We start from the raw sequence: 17,551 nt of genomic DNA, 5'->3' as shown, positions 1-17,551 counted from the left end.
AGGTGGTAATTTGCAGGATAAAAATAGTTTTAGAAAAGTTGTAAAGGCTAGGAGAGGTAACGGCTTAGCCACCAATGAAGATAGAATAAATGCAGAGATAATAGTAAACAGGTATTTAGACAGTGAATATTTTAAGAAGTCTGATATTATCTTTGCTTACTCTTCGATGGAAGATGAAATCCCAACTGAGAGAATAATACAAACTGCCCTAAAGAGTGGCAAAAGGGTTGCTCTTCCCAAGGTGATTTCTTCTGTCTCAGATGGTGCGATGATGGAATTCTTACTGGTTGACGGGGATACTTTATATGATAGGGGAGTTTATGGTATAATGGAACCCGGATGTGGAGAGAGAGTTTCTCCTGCCTTGGGCACTAAGAGGATTGAAATTCTCATCCCGGGGCTTTGCTTTGACCTCACGAAAAATAGAATAGGCTATGGAGGCGGATATTATGACAGATATTTGTCACAATTTGACAGGGAGAAGTTTCATATAACCGCTCTAGCCTATGAATACCAGATATTTGAGGTTATTCCTACTGATGAGTATGACAGCAAGGTTGATTTGGTTATAACTGAAAACAGATGGATTGATTAGGACGGTAATAGAGTAATCCGAATTATGACGGAAATAAAGATTAGATTGGATAAAAATGGAGAATACAGTAAATAATATATTTAAGGTTGATTATGACTTTGATGCTGTAAGGGCCTTAGAGCCTGTAAACGAGCCTGAGAGGCAGTTTTACTACATTGAAAAGGCTGCTGAGGTATACAAGCTAATTTGCGAAAATGCAGGTAAACGCCTCTCATTTTCCTGCAATACCTTTGGATGCCAGATGAATTTTAGAGATTCAGAAAAAATAGCAGGAATACTCGAGAAGATAGGCTTTGTAAATAATGATGATAAGAACTCGGACTTTGTTATCTTAAATACCTGTACCATCAGGGAGAATGCAGATCAGAAGGTATATGGCAATCTGGGTTATCTTAAGAAAATGAAGGAGCTAAACCCTAACATGATTATTGCTCTTTGTGGCTGCATGATGCAGGAAACAACGGTAGTGCAAAAGCTAAGGGAAAGCTATTCATTTATTGACCTTATTTACGGAACTCATAACATTTATAAACTGGCGGAACTCGTTTTTGCGATGTTTGCATCCAAGAGCTATGCCGCACACAATCCTGTAAAAAAGAACGGAAAATATAAAATTAAGCATACAATGCTTGTGGATATATGGAAAGATACCGATAAAATAGTTGAGGACCTTCCTGATGAGCGTAAATATTCTTTTAAGGCAAGTGTTAATATCACTTATGGATGCGACAATTTCTGTACCTATTGCATAGTTCCTTATGTAAGGGGAAGAGAGAGAAGCAGGCGCCCTGAGGACATAGTTAAGGAGGTGCAGTGTCTTGCTGATGCAGGGGTAATTGAGATTATGCTTCTTGGTCAGAATGTCAATTCTTACGGAAAAGGACTCGTTAGTGAGTCAGGTGAGGATATTACCTTTGCCGGACTTTTAAGAATGATAGAAAAGGTTGATAAGATTAAGCGCATACGCTTTATGACACCTCATCCAAAGGATTTTTCAGAGGAGCTTATTGAAGTAATTGCAGATTCAAAGAAGATATGCAGACATATCCATCTTCCTTTTCAGGCAGGAAGCAACAATGTGCTAAAGAGGATGAACAGGCGTTATACCAAAGAATCTTATCTGGAACTTGTGAGCAAGATAAAGGCTGGGATTCCTGAGATTGCTCTTACAACCGATATAATTGTCGGCTTTCCGGGAGAGACTGAAGAAGACTTTGAAGATACCTTGGATGTAGTAAGACAGGTACGCTATCAGAGTGCCTATATGTTTGAATATTCAAAGCGTACAGGAACTCCTGCGGCCGCTATGGAGGAACAAGTAGAAGTAGAAGCCGTTAAAAGACGTTTTAAGAGGCTTCAGGATACTGTGGCGGAGTATTCGGATGATAAGTTCGGAAGTCAGGTTGGACAGACGGTTGAGGTGCTTGCTGAGGAGGTTAACAGTGAGTCCCCACTTGTCATCACAGGTCGTATGTCCGACAATACCCTGGTACATTTCAATGTGCCTACTCAGAATAAGGATGATTACATCGGGAAACTTTTAGATGTTAAAATCACTGAAAATTGCAGGTTTTACTTAATGGGAGAGTTGTAGCTTAGGAGAAAATTTGGATTATGAATATTATAATAGTTGGCTGTGGGAAAGTAGGATATGCACTTGCAAGAGAGCTTAGCAATGAGAAAAATGATATCTGCCTGATTGACAAGGATAATAAAGTCCTACAAAATGCAATAAATATACTTGATATTCAGGCTATCAGCGGTGACGGCACCAGTTATAAGATGCTTCTTGATGCGGGAGTTCAGGATGCGGACCTTCTTATAGCTGTAACTGACAAGGATGAGATTAATCTGCTTGCCTGTCTTATGGCCAAGAAAGCAGGTAATTGCCAGACTATTGCAAGGGTGAGAAATCCGCAGTACTACGAGGAAATTAACTATATTAAAGAAGAACTTGGACTTTCAATGGCAATCAATCCTGAAAGGATAGCAGCATTTGAAATAGCCAGGCTTATTCATTTCCCTTCTGCTATTGAGGTTGATACATTCTACAAGGGTAGGGTAAATCTTATTTCACTAACCATAGGCAAAAACTCTGTGCTTGATGGGATGAATCTCATAGATTTCTCAAAGAACACACCGGGGAATGTGCTTGTGTGCATGGTTCGCAGAAACGGAAAGGTAGAGATACCTACAGGTAGCTTTGTACTAAGGGAAGGAGATACATTCTCCTGCATCTTAAAGTTTAAGGATTCATTTGACTTCTTTAATAAGGTGGGTGTAGCCGCAAAGCCGATTAAAAATGTCATAATCTGTGGTGGTGGTACTGTTGCTTATTACCTATCTATTGAGCTGATTAAGGCAAAAATAGATGTGAAGATAATCGAAACAAACGAAGCGCGTTGTGCAATGCTTTCAGAGCTTCTTCCGGAGGCCATAGTTATACATGGTGATGCAACAGATAAGAGAATCCTCCTTGAGGAAGGGATAGAGAACGCAGATGCAGTTGTGACACTTACCAATATTGATGAAGAGAACATCCTGCTTTCAATGTATACACACCATGTATCTAAAGCCAAATCGATAACCAAGATAAATAAAATTGAGTTTGAGGAGGTTATAAGAGAGCTTCCAATTGGCTCAGTAGTTGCACCTAAGAAGATAACCTCACATTATATATTGAAATATGTGCGTTCGATGCAGAATTCAAAGGGCAGCAATGTGGAAACTTTGTATAAGCTCTTTGACAATGAAGCTGAGGCCATGGAATTTCTTGTAAAATCGGACTCTAAGATAACTAAGAAAACACTTGAGAAGCTGAACTTAAAGCCTAATGTCATAGTTGCAGCCATTTACAGGAATAATCAGGTTATTACACCTTCTGGTAAGGATACTATTCAAAAAGGAGACAGCGTAATTATAATCACTACCAATACAGGACTTGGTAGCATAGATGATATTATTGCGGAATAAGGGAATGAATTATTGGATTATAGCCTATATTATGGGCTGGGTACTTAATTTTGAAGGGGCATTTTTGCTCTTGCCAGCTGTTACGGCATTAGTATATGGAGAAAAAGAGGGGTATGCTTTTCTTATCTGCTCATTGATTTCCTTTGTGGCAGGGGGGATAATTGTCCTTAAAAAACCTACAAACAAAAGGTTTTATGCAAGAGAAGGCTTTGTTATCTGCTCCATGACTTGGGTAGTCATAAGCCTTGTAGGAGCGATTCCATTTGTTATAACAGGCGTATTGCCTAACTACATAGACGCCTTGTTTGAAATAGTTTCAGGCTTTACTACTACAGGCTCAAGTGTAATTACTGACTTGACTCCTGTACCTCATTGCATACTTCTTTGGAGAAGCTTTTCACACTGGATAGGTGGAATGGGAGTCCTTGTATTTATACTTGCAATCCTACCTCTCTTTGGTGGAGTTGATATGCATCTTATGAGAGCAGAGAGCCCGGGACCTTCTGTAGGCAAGCTGGTTCCAAACGTAAAGAAAACTGCATCATATCTTTACAAGATTTATCTGGGTATGACAGTGTTGCAGTTTATTATCTTACTGATAACAGGGATGAATCTCTTTGATGCCATATGCATAACCTTTGGTACTGCAGGAACAGGAGGTTTTGGCATACATAATGACAGCTGTCTAGGCTATACCATGCTACAGCAGACAATAATAGCGGTATTTATGTTGCTCTTTGGTATTAATTTCAATGTTTACTTCCTTCTTGTACGTAAGAAAGTAAAAGATATCTTTAATATTGAAGAGGTGAAATGGTATCTCATCATTGTATTTGGAGCAGTCTTTGCCATAGTTCTTAACTGGGGCAATTTAGACAATCTGTATTACAGCATACACCACGCTTTCTTTTCAGTTGCCACTGTAATAACAACTACAGGTTATGGAACGGTTGACTTTAATCTATGGCCGATGTTTTCTAAGTTTGTTATTGTAATGATTATGTTCATAGGAGCTTGTGCAGGAAGTACCGGTGGAGGTATGAAGGTTTCAAGAATACTGATATATGTGAAAACAGTTAAGAAAGAAATTGTAGGAATGATTCATCAAAAGAGCATTAAGGTACTTAAGATGGACGGAAAGATAGTTGAACACTCCGTCATAAGAAATGCCAATGTTTATCTTGTATCCTACTTGATGATAATGGCAGTTTCACTGCTAATCGTAGCACTTGATAATTTCGATTTTGAAACAAGTTTTACGGCAGTTGTGGCTACTTTTAATAATATAGGTCCGGGACTTGGAAAAGTTGGGCCTACCGGGAATTTTTCAGAGTTTTCCAATCTCTCAAAATTAGTTTTAACCTTTGACATGTTAGCTGGAAGGCTTGAGATTTTCCCTATGCTCCTGTTGTTCTCGAGGGCAACTTGGAGTAGAAAGTAACCCTAGGGATAAAAGTTAACTTGGATTCTTTGAATCCATAAGGTAATTATAATTTTAGAGGGAGAGTATGTCGGAAATAAATAGAGCACTTGTTAAAAGCCTTGCAGCAGATGAAGTTACATATAACAGAGGTGTGAGGTACTATTCTTCAAAGGCTATAAAGAGTATATCAAAGTCTAAAAGCAGGGAGCACTACAGGGCTATTGTCCAAGGAAAGAGTGATTATACTGTAGATATTGATATTACAAATCCTGAGAATATAGAGTATAAGTGTAACTGCCCTGGAAGCAGAAAGCATCCCGGCGCCTGCAAGCATGCTGTAGCTGTAATGCTTTTTATAAATGACTATTCAGATAGAAGAAAGCAGCAAAAGATTGAGTCCGGAGAAAAGAGACGTATAACAAGAATCTTGGATTACTTTGACAACATGGACTATATGGCAGGACTTGGTGATATTTTCCATGTAAGGCTTGGTATAAGGCTTGATGCCATGCTTAGGGCGGACAATTCTGTTAAGGCTGCTGTTAGTATATCAGCGGGAAGCACCAGACTTTATAAGGTGCAGAACATAAGGAAATTCTTATCTGACTATATATGCAGTCAGCCTATTTCTCTTGGTAAAGACTTTTCTTATTTTCCGGGAGAGAACCGCTTTGATCACGAGTCTGAGAGTGTGCTGGATTTTCTTTGTGAAATTCTTGACATACAGGAGATTGTTGGCAAAGGCAATTCTACCGGTATTTTTTCAAAATCGGAGATTTTCTTTGACAGGCATATGCTTCTCAGATTGCTTAAGATAATAAAGCTTCCGTTTAATTTTACCTTTGCTGAAGAAAGCTTTGAAAATGTAAGATTCATTATGGGAAAGCCTGATCTTAACTTCTATCTCAATCTCTCAGACGAGGATGATTCAGTCATTTTGTCCTGGGATGAGGAGAGAATTATTCCTTTGGATGAAAGAGGCAATTTGTTTTATTATGACAATGCAATCTATCATCCTGACAGGATATTTACAAGACATTTCCTGCCTTTTTACCACAGACCTAGTGACGGGGAAGATGATACCCTTGTATTTGAAGGGGAAGAAAAGGAAAGATTTTTGAATGTGGTTCTTCCAAGAATTCACGAAACTTTTTCACTTACAATTCCTAATGCACTTAAAGATAACTATATTACTGAAAATGTTAAGTTTGAAATATACATGGATATGGTTAAGGGGAGAATCAAGCTTGAAGTAATTACTGCTTACGGAGAATATAAGTTCAATCCTTTCCTTAAGATGCCTGATGTTAAAGCACTTATTGTAAGGCAGCCTAGCCGCGAGGCGGAGTGTTTTGAGGATATAGAGTCATTTGGCTTTACGAGGGAAGAACAGTATTTTTATTTAAGTGATGAAGAGGCTATATATGATTTCCTCAAAAACAATCTCTCTTATCTGGCTGATAAGTATGAATTGTTCTACTCTGAACAGTTTAAAAAACTTAAGGTAAACCCACCTAAGATAGTAAAGACTTCAGTTAGAGTTCAGAGTGATAACAATATGCTTGAAGTAGATTTTGACTTTGAGGGAATTTCAAGTGATGAACTTACAGACCTATTCAACAGCCTGAAATTAAAGAAGAAGTTTTACAGGCTTAGAAACGGAAGCTTTATTGATCTTACCGAAGGTGGGGAATTAGCTAAGCTAAGTGAATTGATTGAGAAGATAGGAACTAACAAGGGTAGTATCATAAACGGCAAGATATATACCTCTATTGATTATGCATTTTATCTAAGTCAGGCCGCTGATGAGGGCTTGTATGACATCGAAGCCGACAAATCATTTACAACTCTCATAGAAGAGATTAAACATCCTGAAAATGCTGAGCTTAAGGTGCCTTCTCTGATAAGGGCGGACCTCAGGCCTTATCAGAAAGTTGGTTTTGAGTGGCTTAGCTCCCTTGCGCGGTATTACCTTGGAGGAATACTTGCTGATGATATGGGACTTGGCAAGACTTTGCAGGCTATTACCTATATGGCAAATGCCTGGAAGAACAATAAGAATGCTACCTTTATAGTGGTTTGCCCATCATCCCTGCTTTACAACTGGCAGGATGAGATTGAGAATTTCTGTCCTGAAATGAGTGTGGTTATGATTTTGGGTAATCCTAATGACAGAAAAGACCTCATTGCAAGATGTGAAGGATATCAGGTGGTGCTTATATCTTATCCAATCCTTAGGAGGGATATAGAGTTCCTTAAGGATGTAAGATTTGATACTGCATTTTTGGATGAGGCACAGTTTATTAAGAATCCTAACAGTAGAAATGCAAAGGCTGTAAAGATGTTAAATGCTGCTCATAGGTTTGCGCTTACAGGTACTCCTATAGAGAACAATCTTTCTGAACTTTGGTCGATATTTGACTTCCTTATGCCGGGATACTTGTATTCACATTCAAAGTTTGTGAATCTCTACGAAAAGCCTGTGGTTAGGTTTGAAAGTGAAGAAGCGCTTAAGCAGCTTAATTTCCACATAAAACCATTTATTTTAAGGCGAATGAAGAAGGATGTGCTTTCTGAGCTACCTGAGAAGACCGAGAGAAAGATGGTTTCAGATATGACGGATGAGCAGAAGGAAGTTTACATGTCATATCTTGAGGATATGAAGAGGAAGATAAACAGCGAAATCAATAAAAATGGTTTTGAAAAGAGCAGGATGATGATACTTGCTTCTCTAACAAGGCTTAGGCAGATTTGCTGTCATCCTTCTACCTTTGTGGAAAACTACGAGGGGGGCTCAGGTAAGCTAAATCTCTTGCTTCAATTAGTGCAAAACGCCATTGAAGGAGGACATAGAATACTGGTATTTTCACAGTTTACTTCAATGCTGAATTTGATTGAGGAGGAGTTTAAGAAACTGAAAATCAGTTATTATTACCTAGACGGTTCTACTCCTATTGCACAAAGAAGCGAAAATGTTAAGTCATTCAACAATGGTAATCGTGATGTATACCTTATTTCACTTAAAGCAGGAGGCACAGGCTTGAATCTTGTGGGCGCTGACATGGTTATTCACTATGACCCTTGGTGGAACCCTGCTGTGGAAGATCAGGCAACAGATAGAGTATATAGGATAGGTCAGAAGAACAGTGTAAATGTGGTTAAGCTTATAACCAAAGGAACTATCGAAGAGAAGATATATAAGCTTCAGGAGAAAAAGAAGAACCTTGCTGATTCTGTAATTAAAGCAGGAGAAGTATTTATCAATAAGCTTACCAAGGAAGAAGTTGAGGATTTGTTTAATATGTAGGGAAGTTTGCTGTTTACAAAAAATAATCTGAGAGGAGAAATACAATATTGACACATATGGTATATATGCCATATAATCTTAATATAATATTTGAATTTAATTTATGAATAATTTTATAGTTGAGTTTTATGAAAAGGAGAATTGATGAAGATAAATGAAAAAATTTGATACTTTTTTAGAAGAACAAATGAAGGATCCAGATTTTAAAAATGAATTTGAAAACTTACAACCCGAACTTGATGTTATTAGAGCTATTGTAGATGCCAGAACATCTCAAAATCTCACTCAAAAGCAATTATCAGAGAGGACAGGAATAAATCAGGCAGACATAAGTAAGCTTGAGAATGGGACAAGGAATCCGACGTTAAATATGTTAAAAAGATTGGCTAAAGGAATGAATATGGAATTAAAAATTGAATTTACCCCGAAACAGGCTTGAGGAGAAGGCTATTTAGCCTTCTCCTCAAAAAAGTCTTCAGCCAGTCTGTCGGCAAAATTAGGATTGATTTCAGGGAAATGCTTTACAAGTTCATCGCTCATATAGTTTATCTGGAGAAGTTCGAGCTCTTCAGCAGATGCTTCCATAGTTCCAAGATTAGAGAGAACCTCATCGGTAAATTTCTCCTTCATCCATTCTGTGTATTTCTTTCTGTCAGCCTTCTCCTTTTCAATCTTTGCAAGCATATCCTTCTTACTTCTTATAACCCATATTCCATACACCATAAAAGCTATGAAAAGAATAAGAGTAAGGCCTTTTTGCATTTCACCCTGCATTATGTGCAAGACACCTGCAATATTGAGTACAGTAAATATGATGCCTACAATTCCAATCCCAAGGAAAGACCAAGCAGTTGACATATTTTCGTTAAAAGAATCTTCAGCATTGGTATAAACATAGGTATTCTTAGCTATGTCAACACTCTTTGCTCTTTCAAGGTTTTTATCATAAGCCGCATCTTCCCTATACACAGGTTCATCTTCGCTATCAGGATAAGGATAGACTTCGTCCTTTAGTACAGACTCTGTAGCTTCAGAATCTAAGATCTTGTTTTCTTCATCAATCATTTAATAAACTCCTTTTGATTATTATCTGTTAAAACGATTATATTTATTCTACCAAACAAAATTATATATATCCAGTAAAAAAGATGAAATTTTTTCGTAAATTTGGTATAATTATCTGTGGAGGAATTTATGATAAGAATTATTTCAACGAAGATTAAGGGTAGACTGGTTTCTGCTCTTGCAGATGATTTTGATATAAAAGAATTTAAGATATCTGAGGATGTTGATGGGGAGATATCTTTTAATATAGGGGATATTATAGTGGGCAGGGTAGAAAATATAGTTAAGAATATAAATGCCTGCTTTGTAGAGATATTTCCGGGAATTCAGGCATATTTACCACTGTCTGATGAAATGAAGATAATATATGCAAATGGGAAGCCGGGTGGAAGGCCTGTTGTAGATGATTTGATTTTGGTTCAGATTGCTAAACTGCCTACCAAGACTAAGTCTTATTCGCTAACAACTGATTTTACCTTTATGGGCAAGTATACAGTGCTAAAGCCTAGCTTAGACAGAGTTCATCTTTCAACAAAATACAGAGAAGAAGCTAATTACAACGAAATTAAAGAAAGATTCCTGCCTCTTTCGGAGAAGTTTGTAAGAGAAACAGGAGCTGGAGCTATAATCAGGAGTTCAGCGGCTTCTTTATCTGAAAAAGAACTTGAAGATGCACTCTATGACCAGTACGTAAAATTCATATCTATTATCAATAGGGGAAGACATGGGGTCAAGTATGAGAGGATATTTAAGGAAATACCGGAGTATTTAAGCCTTATAAGAGATAATTGCTCCAATATAGAGAAAATAATGACAGATGATGAGGAAACATATAGGGAGTATGAAGAGTATCTGAAGGGATTTTCGGAGACCGACCTAAAAAAGCTCTTCTTCTATAAAGACGAAATGATGAGCCTTTCAGCTCTTTACTCTGTTAATACTACTCTTGAAAAAGCCCTGTCGAAAAAGGTATGGCTGAAGTCAGGAGCATATATTGTTATAGAGTATACAGAGGCACTGACTGTCATTGATGTAAACTCCGGAAAAGCGGTGGCGGGCAAATCCACCAATGCCTGCACCTTTATGAAGATTAATCTTGAAGCTGCAAGGGAGATTGCTGACCAGTTAAGGCTTAGGAATGTGTCGGGTATTATATTGGTGGACTTTATTGAAATACCAAAATCAAAAGAAAAAGAACTCATAAATGAGATGGAGAGCTATCTTAAGGAAGATAGCACCAAAAGTAATGTAGCTGATATTACCAAGCTTGGACTTATGGAGATAACAAGAAGGAGAAGCGGAAGGCCAATTCATGAAATCTTGATTGATAATAGGTCTAAAATGTGTTAGCCTTTTATAAGTAGGTTTAAGGTTGGTTACATCAAATTATATTAAATACAGAAAGAGGTATGTTTATGTCAAATCCAGTAGTAACATTTGAGATGGAAAATGGTAAAAAGATTGTAGCAGAGCTGTATCCGGAAGTTGCTCCAAATACAGTTAACAACTTTATTTCTCTTGCAAAAAAAGGCTTTTATGACGGTCTTATCTTTCACAGAGTAATAAAGGGTTTTATGATACAGGGTGGCTGCCCTGATGGTATAGGCACAGGCGGCCCGGGGTATGGAATCAAGGGAGAATTTGCACAGAATGGTTTTAAGAATGATCTAAAGCATGAGCCGGGAGTACTTTCTATGGCACGAGCTATGCATCCTGATTCAGCAGGGTCACAGTTCTTTATTATGCATAAGGCTTCTCCACATCTTGACGGGGGCTATGCGGCCTTTGGTAAGGTTATAGCAGGAATGGATGTTGTAAATGAAATAGCTGAGACAAAGACAGATTTTGAGGACAGACCTAAGGAAGAGCAGAAAATTGCCAAGGTTACAGTAGATACTAAGGGTGTGGATTATCCTGAGCCAGAGAAGGTGTGATTTTATGGAATGTAGTGAATTTCAAAAGAATATACAGCCCTTTATATATGGACAGTTAAATATGCTTAAGGAAGAAGAAATGCTTGAGCATCTTTTGGCGTGCAAAGAATGCAATGAAGAGCTTGAAATTTACTATACTATAATCAATTGTATAAAGGAGCTTGATGGAAAGCTTGAGACCTCTGATAATTACCATGGTGAGTACAATGATTTTATTGAAAAGACAAGAAGAGAGATAAGAAAATACAAAAAAAACAGGTTTAGAAGAAGGATTGCCTTTCCGGGAGTTGTCGGAGCGGCAGTTCTTTTCACGGGCCTGTCAGTAAATATGGAGGTCGAGAACAATGTCCGTGAGAATAACGAGAGCAGAACCTTCATAGACAATGACCTAAGTATGAGATTCAGATTTAACGACAGCCACATCCTGTCTGATCCGTATACAAATATAGATGAATTAGCTAAAGAGATAGAAAGTAGGAGAAACCTGCATGAATAATGATTACCTTTTGTTAATTGACGGCTCAAGTCTTTTGTCTACCCAGTTTTTTGGCAGCCTTCCAAGGCAGATATTATTTGCTAAGACTGTAGAAGAAAAAGAGAAGTTCTATGATAAGATTTTGCAGACCAGCGATGGTTTCTATACAAACGGAGTTTTTGGCTTTGTTAAATATTTACTTAAAATAATCAGGGAGCTAAAACCCAGTCATATCGCTATTGCCTGGGATTTGAGTAGAAATACATTTAGAAGAGAGATATATCCAGAATACAAGGCAAACAGGGGTGAGACTATGGCTCCTCTTTCAGACCAGTTTGCAATCTGTCAGGAAGTGGTTAAAGCTCTTGGTATAGCACAGTTTATGTCAGGAACTTATGAAGCCGATGACTTTTGCGGCACCTTGGCAGAGAAGTTTAAGTCAGAAATACCTGTATTTATAATGACCAAGGATAATGACTATTTGCAGCTGGTGGATGATAAGACTAAACTTTGGCTGATGCATAGTTCCGCTGAAAAGACTGATGAATTATATAAAAAATATGGCATAGATAAACACACGGTAAATGCACCGGATAGATGCTTTGTATATGACAGGGAGCTAATCAAAAAGGAATTTGGCATAGAGCCTGAAAATGTTAATTCCTTAAAAGGAATTATGGGAGATCCGTCTGACAATATTAAGGGAGTTCCGGGGGTAGGTGAGGCTACTGCCAGACTTCTAATAGGTAAATATCATACTGTAGATGGGCTTTACAAGGTCATTGATGGTAAAGATAAGAAAGAACTTGATGAGATTAAGAAGCTTTGGAAGGAGGAACTTGGTATTAACAGATCTCCGCTTTCATATCTTCTTAAGACCTCTGATACCGAGCTTGTAGGGGAAAAGTCTGCAAGGCTGTCCGAAGAGCTTGCTACCATCAAGACGGATATCGATATTACAGGTGTTGAATTATCTGATTTAAGTACTAATATAGACTTTGAGAATGGTTCAAAGATAATTAAAGCGCTTGAGTTTAACTCTGTTGATATTAGTGATTTAAAAAATGATGACAAGACTTCTGAGAACAAAAATATAGATGTAGATAATCTTCCTTACAGCTTAAAGGAAGCGATATCAGAGAAGCTAATATCTGATAACGGTATACAGCTAATAGAGAAACTACGTCAAAAAGCAGAGTCTATGAAAGTCATAAAACGGGAAACAGAGCCTAAGATTAAGGTTGAAACTTCTGAAACTAATGATATGGATGAGGCTCTTAAATGCTTTGAAGGTATTAAGAGCAGTGAAAAATATGTGGGCTTTGATATAAGTGATGAAGGTCTTACTTTGACAAGTGGTACTAAGGAAGCTTTTATTAAGAAAGAAATGTTTATTAACCTCGATTTTCTAAAGGAAAATTTGGACAAGTTATTTAACAGATGTAAAGATACTTGTTTTGTGACATTTTCACTGAAGGAAAAGCTTACATTTTTAATGAATGATTATTATCCTAACCTTTATGACCTCTCTGTAGCTCATTACCTGTTAAATCCTCTGGCCACAGAACATAATGTAGAGGCTGTGCTTAACGATTATCCTGATATTCTTTCAGGTGAAGACACTAAGCTTGTGGCAAGGGTTGCGTTTTTATCCGCTCCAAAGCTGTTTGCACAGATAGAGTCGTTAGGAATGGGAGATTTGTACAATGACATTGAAATGCCTTTAGTATCTACTCTTTATGAGATGGAAGAGAGAGGAATAGGGATAAATAGAGAAGAGCTTCATAAGTATTCAAAAGAACTTGAGGTTTTGATTAAAAACTACGAAGAGGAAATCTATAAGATTGCAGGGGAGGAATTTAATATAAATTCTCCAAAGCAGCTAGGGGTGATACTTTTTGAAAAACTTAGGCTTCCTTACGGAAAGAAAACAAAGACAGGTTATTCCACCTCTGCCGATGTTCTTGAGAGGATAAGGCTTGAAGATCCGATAGTTGAGAAGGTGCTAAGTTACAGACAGGTTGCAAAGCTTAAGTCTACCTATACTGATGGGCTTGAAGCCTATATTATGGAGGACGGAAGGATTCACTGTAAGTTTAACCAGCTTGTAACAGCTACCGGAAGGCTTTCAAGTACAGAGCCAAATCTTCAAAATATCCCAATAAGGATGGAGCTTGGCAAAAAGATAAGAAAGGCCTTCATACCTAAGGAGGGACATGTCTTTGTGGATGCTGATTATTCACAGATAGAGCTTAGGATAATGGCACACCTCTCAGGTGATGAGGAGCTTATAAAGGCTTATCAAAGTGAAGAGGATATACATAGGATAACCGCTTCTCATGTATTTAAGGTTCCTCTTGATGAGGTTACTGATATGCAAAGAAGAAATGCTAAAGCAGTTAATTTTGGCATAATATACGGAATTAGCTCATTTGGGCTGGGGGAGAATCTAGGCATATCAAGAAAAGATGCTGAAAAGTATATAAATGATTACTTTAAGGCTTATCCAAAGGTGAAGACATATCTTGATTCGCTGGTACAAAAAGGTGTAGAAGATGGTTATGTGAAGACTTACTTTGGAAGAATTCGTCCTATACCTGAGCTTAGCAGCAGCAACTATATGAAGAGACAGTTCGGGGAGAGGATAGCTATGAATTCACCCGTTCAGGGAACTGCTGCCGACATTATTAAAATAGCTATGAATAATGTGAATAAGAGGCTTAAGAGAGAATATCCGGATTCAAAACTTCTTTTGCAGATTCATGATGAACTCCTTATTGAGGCCAAGGAAGAGGACAGACTTGCAGTAGCGGCCATTCTTAAGGAAGAGATGATGAAGGCAGCTGACCTTAAGGTAAGGCTATCTGTTGAAGTGAAGTTTGGCTACGACTGGTATGATGCTCATTAATCGATTGGAGGGGGATAGTTGGTTATTGGAATTACAGGCGGTATAGGCGCAGGCAAATCTTTGGTTACTAAGTTGTTGCAGGCTAAGTTTGGTGCCGCCGTCATCGACACCGACACAGTAGGACATGAGGTAATGGAAATAGGAACCAAAGCCTATAATGAAATAGTGGATGTATTTGGAAAAGAAGTGCTCTCAAAAGATAAGTCGGTTGACAGAAAAATACTTGGTGACAAAGTTTTTGGAAATGAAGCATTGCTTACTAAACTTAATAATATCATACACCCTGCGGTTGAAGCTGAGGTAGATAAAAGAATAGAAGATTTTATTAAAAAAAATTATAAATATATTGCTTTAGAGACTGCACTTTTGATAAAAGTAGGGTATAATAGAAAGTGTGACAAAGTTTGGTATGTCTATGCTGATAAGGATATTAGGCTTAAAAGGCTTTATTACAACCGTGGACTGGATAGAGTTAAGACTGCCAAGATAATCGACAACCAAAATTCTGATGAAGAATATAGGAAAGTTGCGGATGAGGTTATTGATAATTCAGGTACTGAGGAAGAAACTTTAGCTCAAATTAAAAATATATTAGAGTGCTGTTAGAGGAGGGTACTATGCAGGATTTACCTGAGAAGCTGGTATTTGGCCTTGATATAGGTACAAGAAGCTTGGTTGGAACTGTTGGAGCAAGGATAGATGAACATACTTTTAAGGTATTTGCCATAGAACAGGCAGAACACGAAACAAGGGCCATGCAGGATGGACAGATTCACGATATACCTAAGGTGGCAGAATCTATAAGAAAGATGAAGGCTAGGCTTGAGGCTAAGCTTGGCAGAGAATTAACTGAAGTTTCCATCGCCGCTGCGGGACGTGTACTTAAAACAGTAAATGTTCACCCCCACATTGAATTCACCGAAGATACGGTAATACATGATGATGAAATCCACGCTCTTGAGATGAAGGGCGTGGAAGAAGCCTACAAGGCAATCAGGGAGTCTGAGGATGCTGAAAGCGATTTTTACTGTGTAGGCTACTCTGTAATGCGTTACTATATAAACGGTCAGCAGATGGTCAACCTTGAAGAGCATAAGGGGACTAAAATAGATGCTGAGTTAATAGCTACCTTCCTTCCACAGGATGTTGTGGATGACTTGTATGCTGCTGTTGAAAATGCCGGACTCAATGTAGCCAACCTTACACTCGAGCCTATAGCTGCGATTGACATAGCAATTCCTGAGAAATTCAGGCTTCTTAACATTGCGCTTGTCGATGTGGGAGCAGGTACTTCTGATATCTGCATAACCAATGACGGCTGTGTTATTGCATATGGCATGATTCCTCATGCAGGCGATGAAATCACTGAGATTATTGCAAGGCTTTGTCTGGTTGACTTTAATACAGCCGATAAAATAAAAAGAGATTTACATAATGACAAAGTTGAATTTAAGGATGTAATGGACATTACACAAACTATGAATTCTGCTGATATACTGAAAACAATCTCTCCTACCATAGAGTCAATCACCGAAGAAATAGTTGATAAAATCAAGGAATTAAATGGTGGCAAGACTGTAAGTGCAGTATTTATAGTAGGTGGAGGAGGAAAGGTAAAGGGCTTTACCTCGCATATTTCCGAAATCTTAGGGCTTCCTGAGGAAAGAGTGGCACTAAGAGGCAAGGAAGTGCTTGGCGAGGTTGAATTTGCAGATGAGGGTGTAGAGAAAGATCCCCTTTTGGTTACGCCTATTGGTATATGCTACAGCTACTATCAGGCTAAAAACAACTTTATCTATGTAACCCTTAATGGCAAAAGAATCAAGCTTTATGATAACTCTAAGCTGACAGTTTATGATGTCTTAAGTAAAGATGGTTTCTCAAATGACGATATCTTCCCTAAACGTGGAAAATCAATTACTTATACACTTGATGGTGCAAGAAGGGTTGAAAGGGGAGAGGTCGGTGAGCCTGCGGAGATTAGGTTAAATGGAGAACTTGTAAGTATAAGTAAGCCTATATCCAAAAATGATATGTTAACGGTCAAACCATCTACAACAGGAGAACCTGCAAAGCTTCTGGTAAGCAAGATAAGAGAGATGGACAATACCTTCCATATTATGTTTAATGGGAAGGAGCTTAGCTGTCCAAAGCTTGCCGAGGTAAATGGTAAGCTGGTATCAGGCTTTTATGCTGTTGATGATGGAGATAATGTGATTCTAAGGAACTACTATACTCTGCTTCAGGTTATGGAAATGCTTGACTTACCTTATCATGAAGGAATCCTTGTCAACAATATGCCTGCAGATGAGAATACTAAGATATATGACAATTTTACAATAACTGATAATGCTTCATATACTGAGGCGGTTATCTCAAAAGAGACTGAATATAACAGCTTTGAAGAGCTGCCTGATGATGAGTATAGCGAAGAGATTAGTTTTAATGCTACAGAAAACATACCTTCTTATACGAAAACAGCAGACAGTATTACATTTGGCAGTGGAGAAGATGCTATATCTGTTCCTATAGCAGACTATTCTAAGAAGAACAGCGACTCAGGCGGTGCTAAAGAAAATAATATCGGAGGAAGCTATAAGAGTGCGGCAGTGACTGAAGTGGATGTGATGAATGGACTGAAAAAGAAGATTAATCCATCAGCAAAGAATATCACGGTTACTGTAAATGGCACAGTAGTAACACTAGAAGGCAAGATGCATTATCTGCTTGTAGATGTACTGGACTTCTATACATTTGATATGACTGAATATAGAGGAAGGCTGATACTTGAAGTAAACGGTGTGGGGGATATGGACTTCACCTCACCTATTAAGGACGGAGATCAGATTAGGATGGCGTGGAGTGAGTAAT

At 38.1% G+C, this 17,551-nt stretch carries 13 protein-coding genes; 12 read left to right on the top strand and 1 reads right to left on the bottom strand.

What is annotated here, in order from left to right; genetic code table 11:
- Nucleotides 1–10 precede the first annotated feature (10 nt).
- The 6 genes from ACO6HM_RS04525 to ACO6HM_RS04500 all read left to right on the top strand — a co-directional run bounded on the left by ACO6HM_RS04525 (nucleotide 11) and on the right by ACO6HM_RS04500 (nucleotide 8,737).
- Nucleotides 11–595, top strand: a complete 585-nt coding sequence (locus ACO6HM_RS04525) for a 5-formyltetrahydrofolate cyclo-ligase (RefSeq protein ID WP_485389973.1) — start codon at nucleotides 11–13, stop codon at nucleotides 593–595.
- Between the two features lie 55 nt (nucleotides 596–650).
- Nucleotides 651–2,189 carry a tRNA (N6-isopentenyl adenosine(37)-C2)-methylthiotransferase MiaB gene (miaB, locus tag ACO6HM_RS04520; protein ID WP_485389972.1) on the top strand — a complete coding sequence of 513 codons (1,539 nt, stop codon included), beginning with the start codon at nucleotides 651–653 and terminating at the stop codon, nucleotides 2,187–2,189.
- 20 nt (nucleotides 2,190–2,209) lie between these two features.
- Entirely contained in the window at nucleotides 2,210–3,568 is a 1,359-nt protein-coding gene (trkA, locus tag ACO6HM_RS04515) for a Trk system potassium transporter TrkA (protein WP_485389971.1), read from the top strand.
- Nucleotides 3,569–3,572: 4 nt separating this feature from the next.
- Complete coding sequence (locus tag ACO6HM_RS04510) at nucleotides 3,573–5,009, top strand: TrkH family potassium uptake protein (protein WP_485389970.1); 1,437 nt, start codon at nucleotides 3,573–3,575, stop codon at nucleotides 5,007–5,009.
- A gap of 67 nt (nucleotides 5,010–5,076) precedes the next feature.
- Nucleotides 5,077–8,298 (top strand): DEAD/DEAH box helicase, encoded by a 3,222-nt coding sequence (locus ACO6HM_RS04505; protein WP_485389969.1) that lies wholly within the window; start codon nucleotides 5,077–5,079, stop codon nucleotides 8,296–8,298.
- Nucleotides 8,299–8,452: 154 nt separating this feature from the next.
- Nucleotides 8,453–8,737, top strand: a complete 285-nt coding sequence (locus ACO6HM_RS04500) for a helix-turn-helix domain-containing protein (protein WP_485389968.1) — start codon at nucleotides 8,453–8,455, stop codon at nucleotides 8,735–8,737.
- A gap of 8 nt (nucleotides 8,738–8,745) precedes the next feature.
- On the opposite strand, the gene ACO6HM_RS04495 is transcribed toward ACO6HM_RS04500, so the two are convergent.
- Nucleotides 8,746–9,363: a hypothetical protein gene (locus tag ACO6HM_RS04495; protein ID WP_485389967.1), complete on the bottom strand. Its 618-nt coding sequence runs from the start codon at nucleotides 9,361–9,363 to the stop codon at nucleotides 8,746–8,748.
- 129 nt (nucleotides 9,364–9,492) lie between these two features.
- Here ACO6HM_RS04495 and ACO6HM_RS04490 point away from each other — a divergent pair, with 129 nt between their 5' ends.
- The 6 genes from ACO6HM_RS04490 (at nucleotide 9,493) to ACO6HM_RS04465 (ending at nucleotide 17,550) form a co-directional block, all read left to right on the top strand.
- A complete protein-coding gene (locus tag ACO6HM_RS04490) occupies nucleotides 9,493–10,713 on the top strand; it encodes a ribonuclease E/G (RefSeq protein WP_485389966.1) in 1,221 nt (406 codons plus the stop codon).
- A gap of 65 nt (nucleotides 10,714–10,778) precedes the next feature.
- Nucleotides 10,779–11,297 (top strand): peptidylprolyl isomerase, encoded by a 519-nt coding sequence (locus tag ACO6HM_RS04485; RefSeq protein WP_485389965.1) that lies wholly within the window; start codon nucleotides 10,779–10,781, stop codon nucleotides 11,295–11,297.
- A 4-nt stretch (nucleotides 11,298–11,301) separates the two neighbouring features.
- The gene (locus ACO6HM_RS04480) at nucleotides 11,302–11,793 is read left to right on the top strand and encodes an anti-sigma factor (protein ID WP_485389964.1); all 492 of its coding nucleotides are present in this window, start codon (nucleotides 11,302–11,304) and stop codon (nucleotides 11,791–11,793) included.
- Complete coding sequence (polA, locus tag ACO6HM_RS04475) at nucleotides 11,786–14,680, top strand: DNA polymerase I (RefSeq protein WP_485389963.1); 2,895 nt, start codon at nucleotides 11,786–11,788, stop codon at nucleotides 14,678–14,680. The genes ACO6HM_RS04480 and polA overlap by 8 nt, the downstream gene beginning before the upstream one ends.
- A gap of 18 nt (nucleotides 14,681–14,698) precedes the next feature.
- Complete coding sequence (gene coaE / locus ACO6HM_RS04470) at nucleotides 14,699–15,286, top strand: dephospho-CoA kinase (protein ID WP_485389962.1); 588 nt, start codon at nucleotides 14,699–14,701, stop codon at nucleotides 15,284–15,286.
- 11 nt (nucleotides 15,287–15,297) lie between these two features.
- The gene (locus ACO6HM_RS04465) at nucleotides 15,298–17,550 is read left to right on the top strand and encodes a cell division protein FtsA (RefSeq protein ID WP_485389961.1); all 2,253 of its coding nucleotides are present in this window, start codon (nucleotides 15,298–15,300) and stop codon (nucleotides 17,548–17,550) included.
- Nucleotide 17,551 lies beyond the last annotated feature (1 nt).

The sequence above is a fragment of the Catonella sp. genome (assembly GCF_057250765.1).
This window is presented reverse-complemented; position numbering and strand designations above follow the sequence as displayed.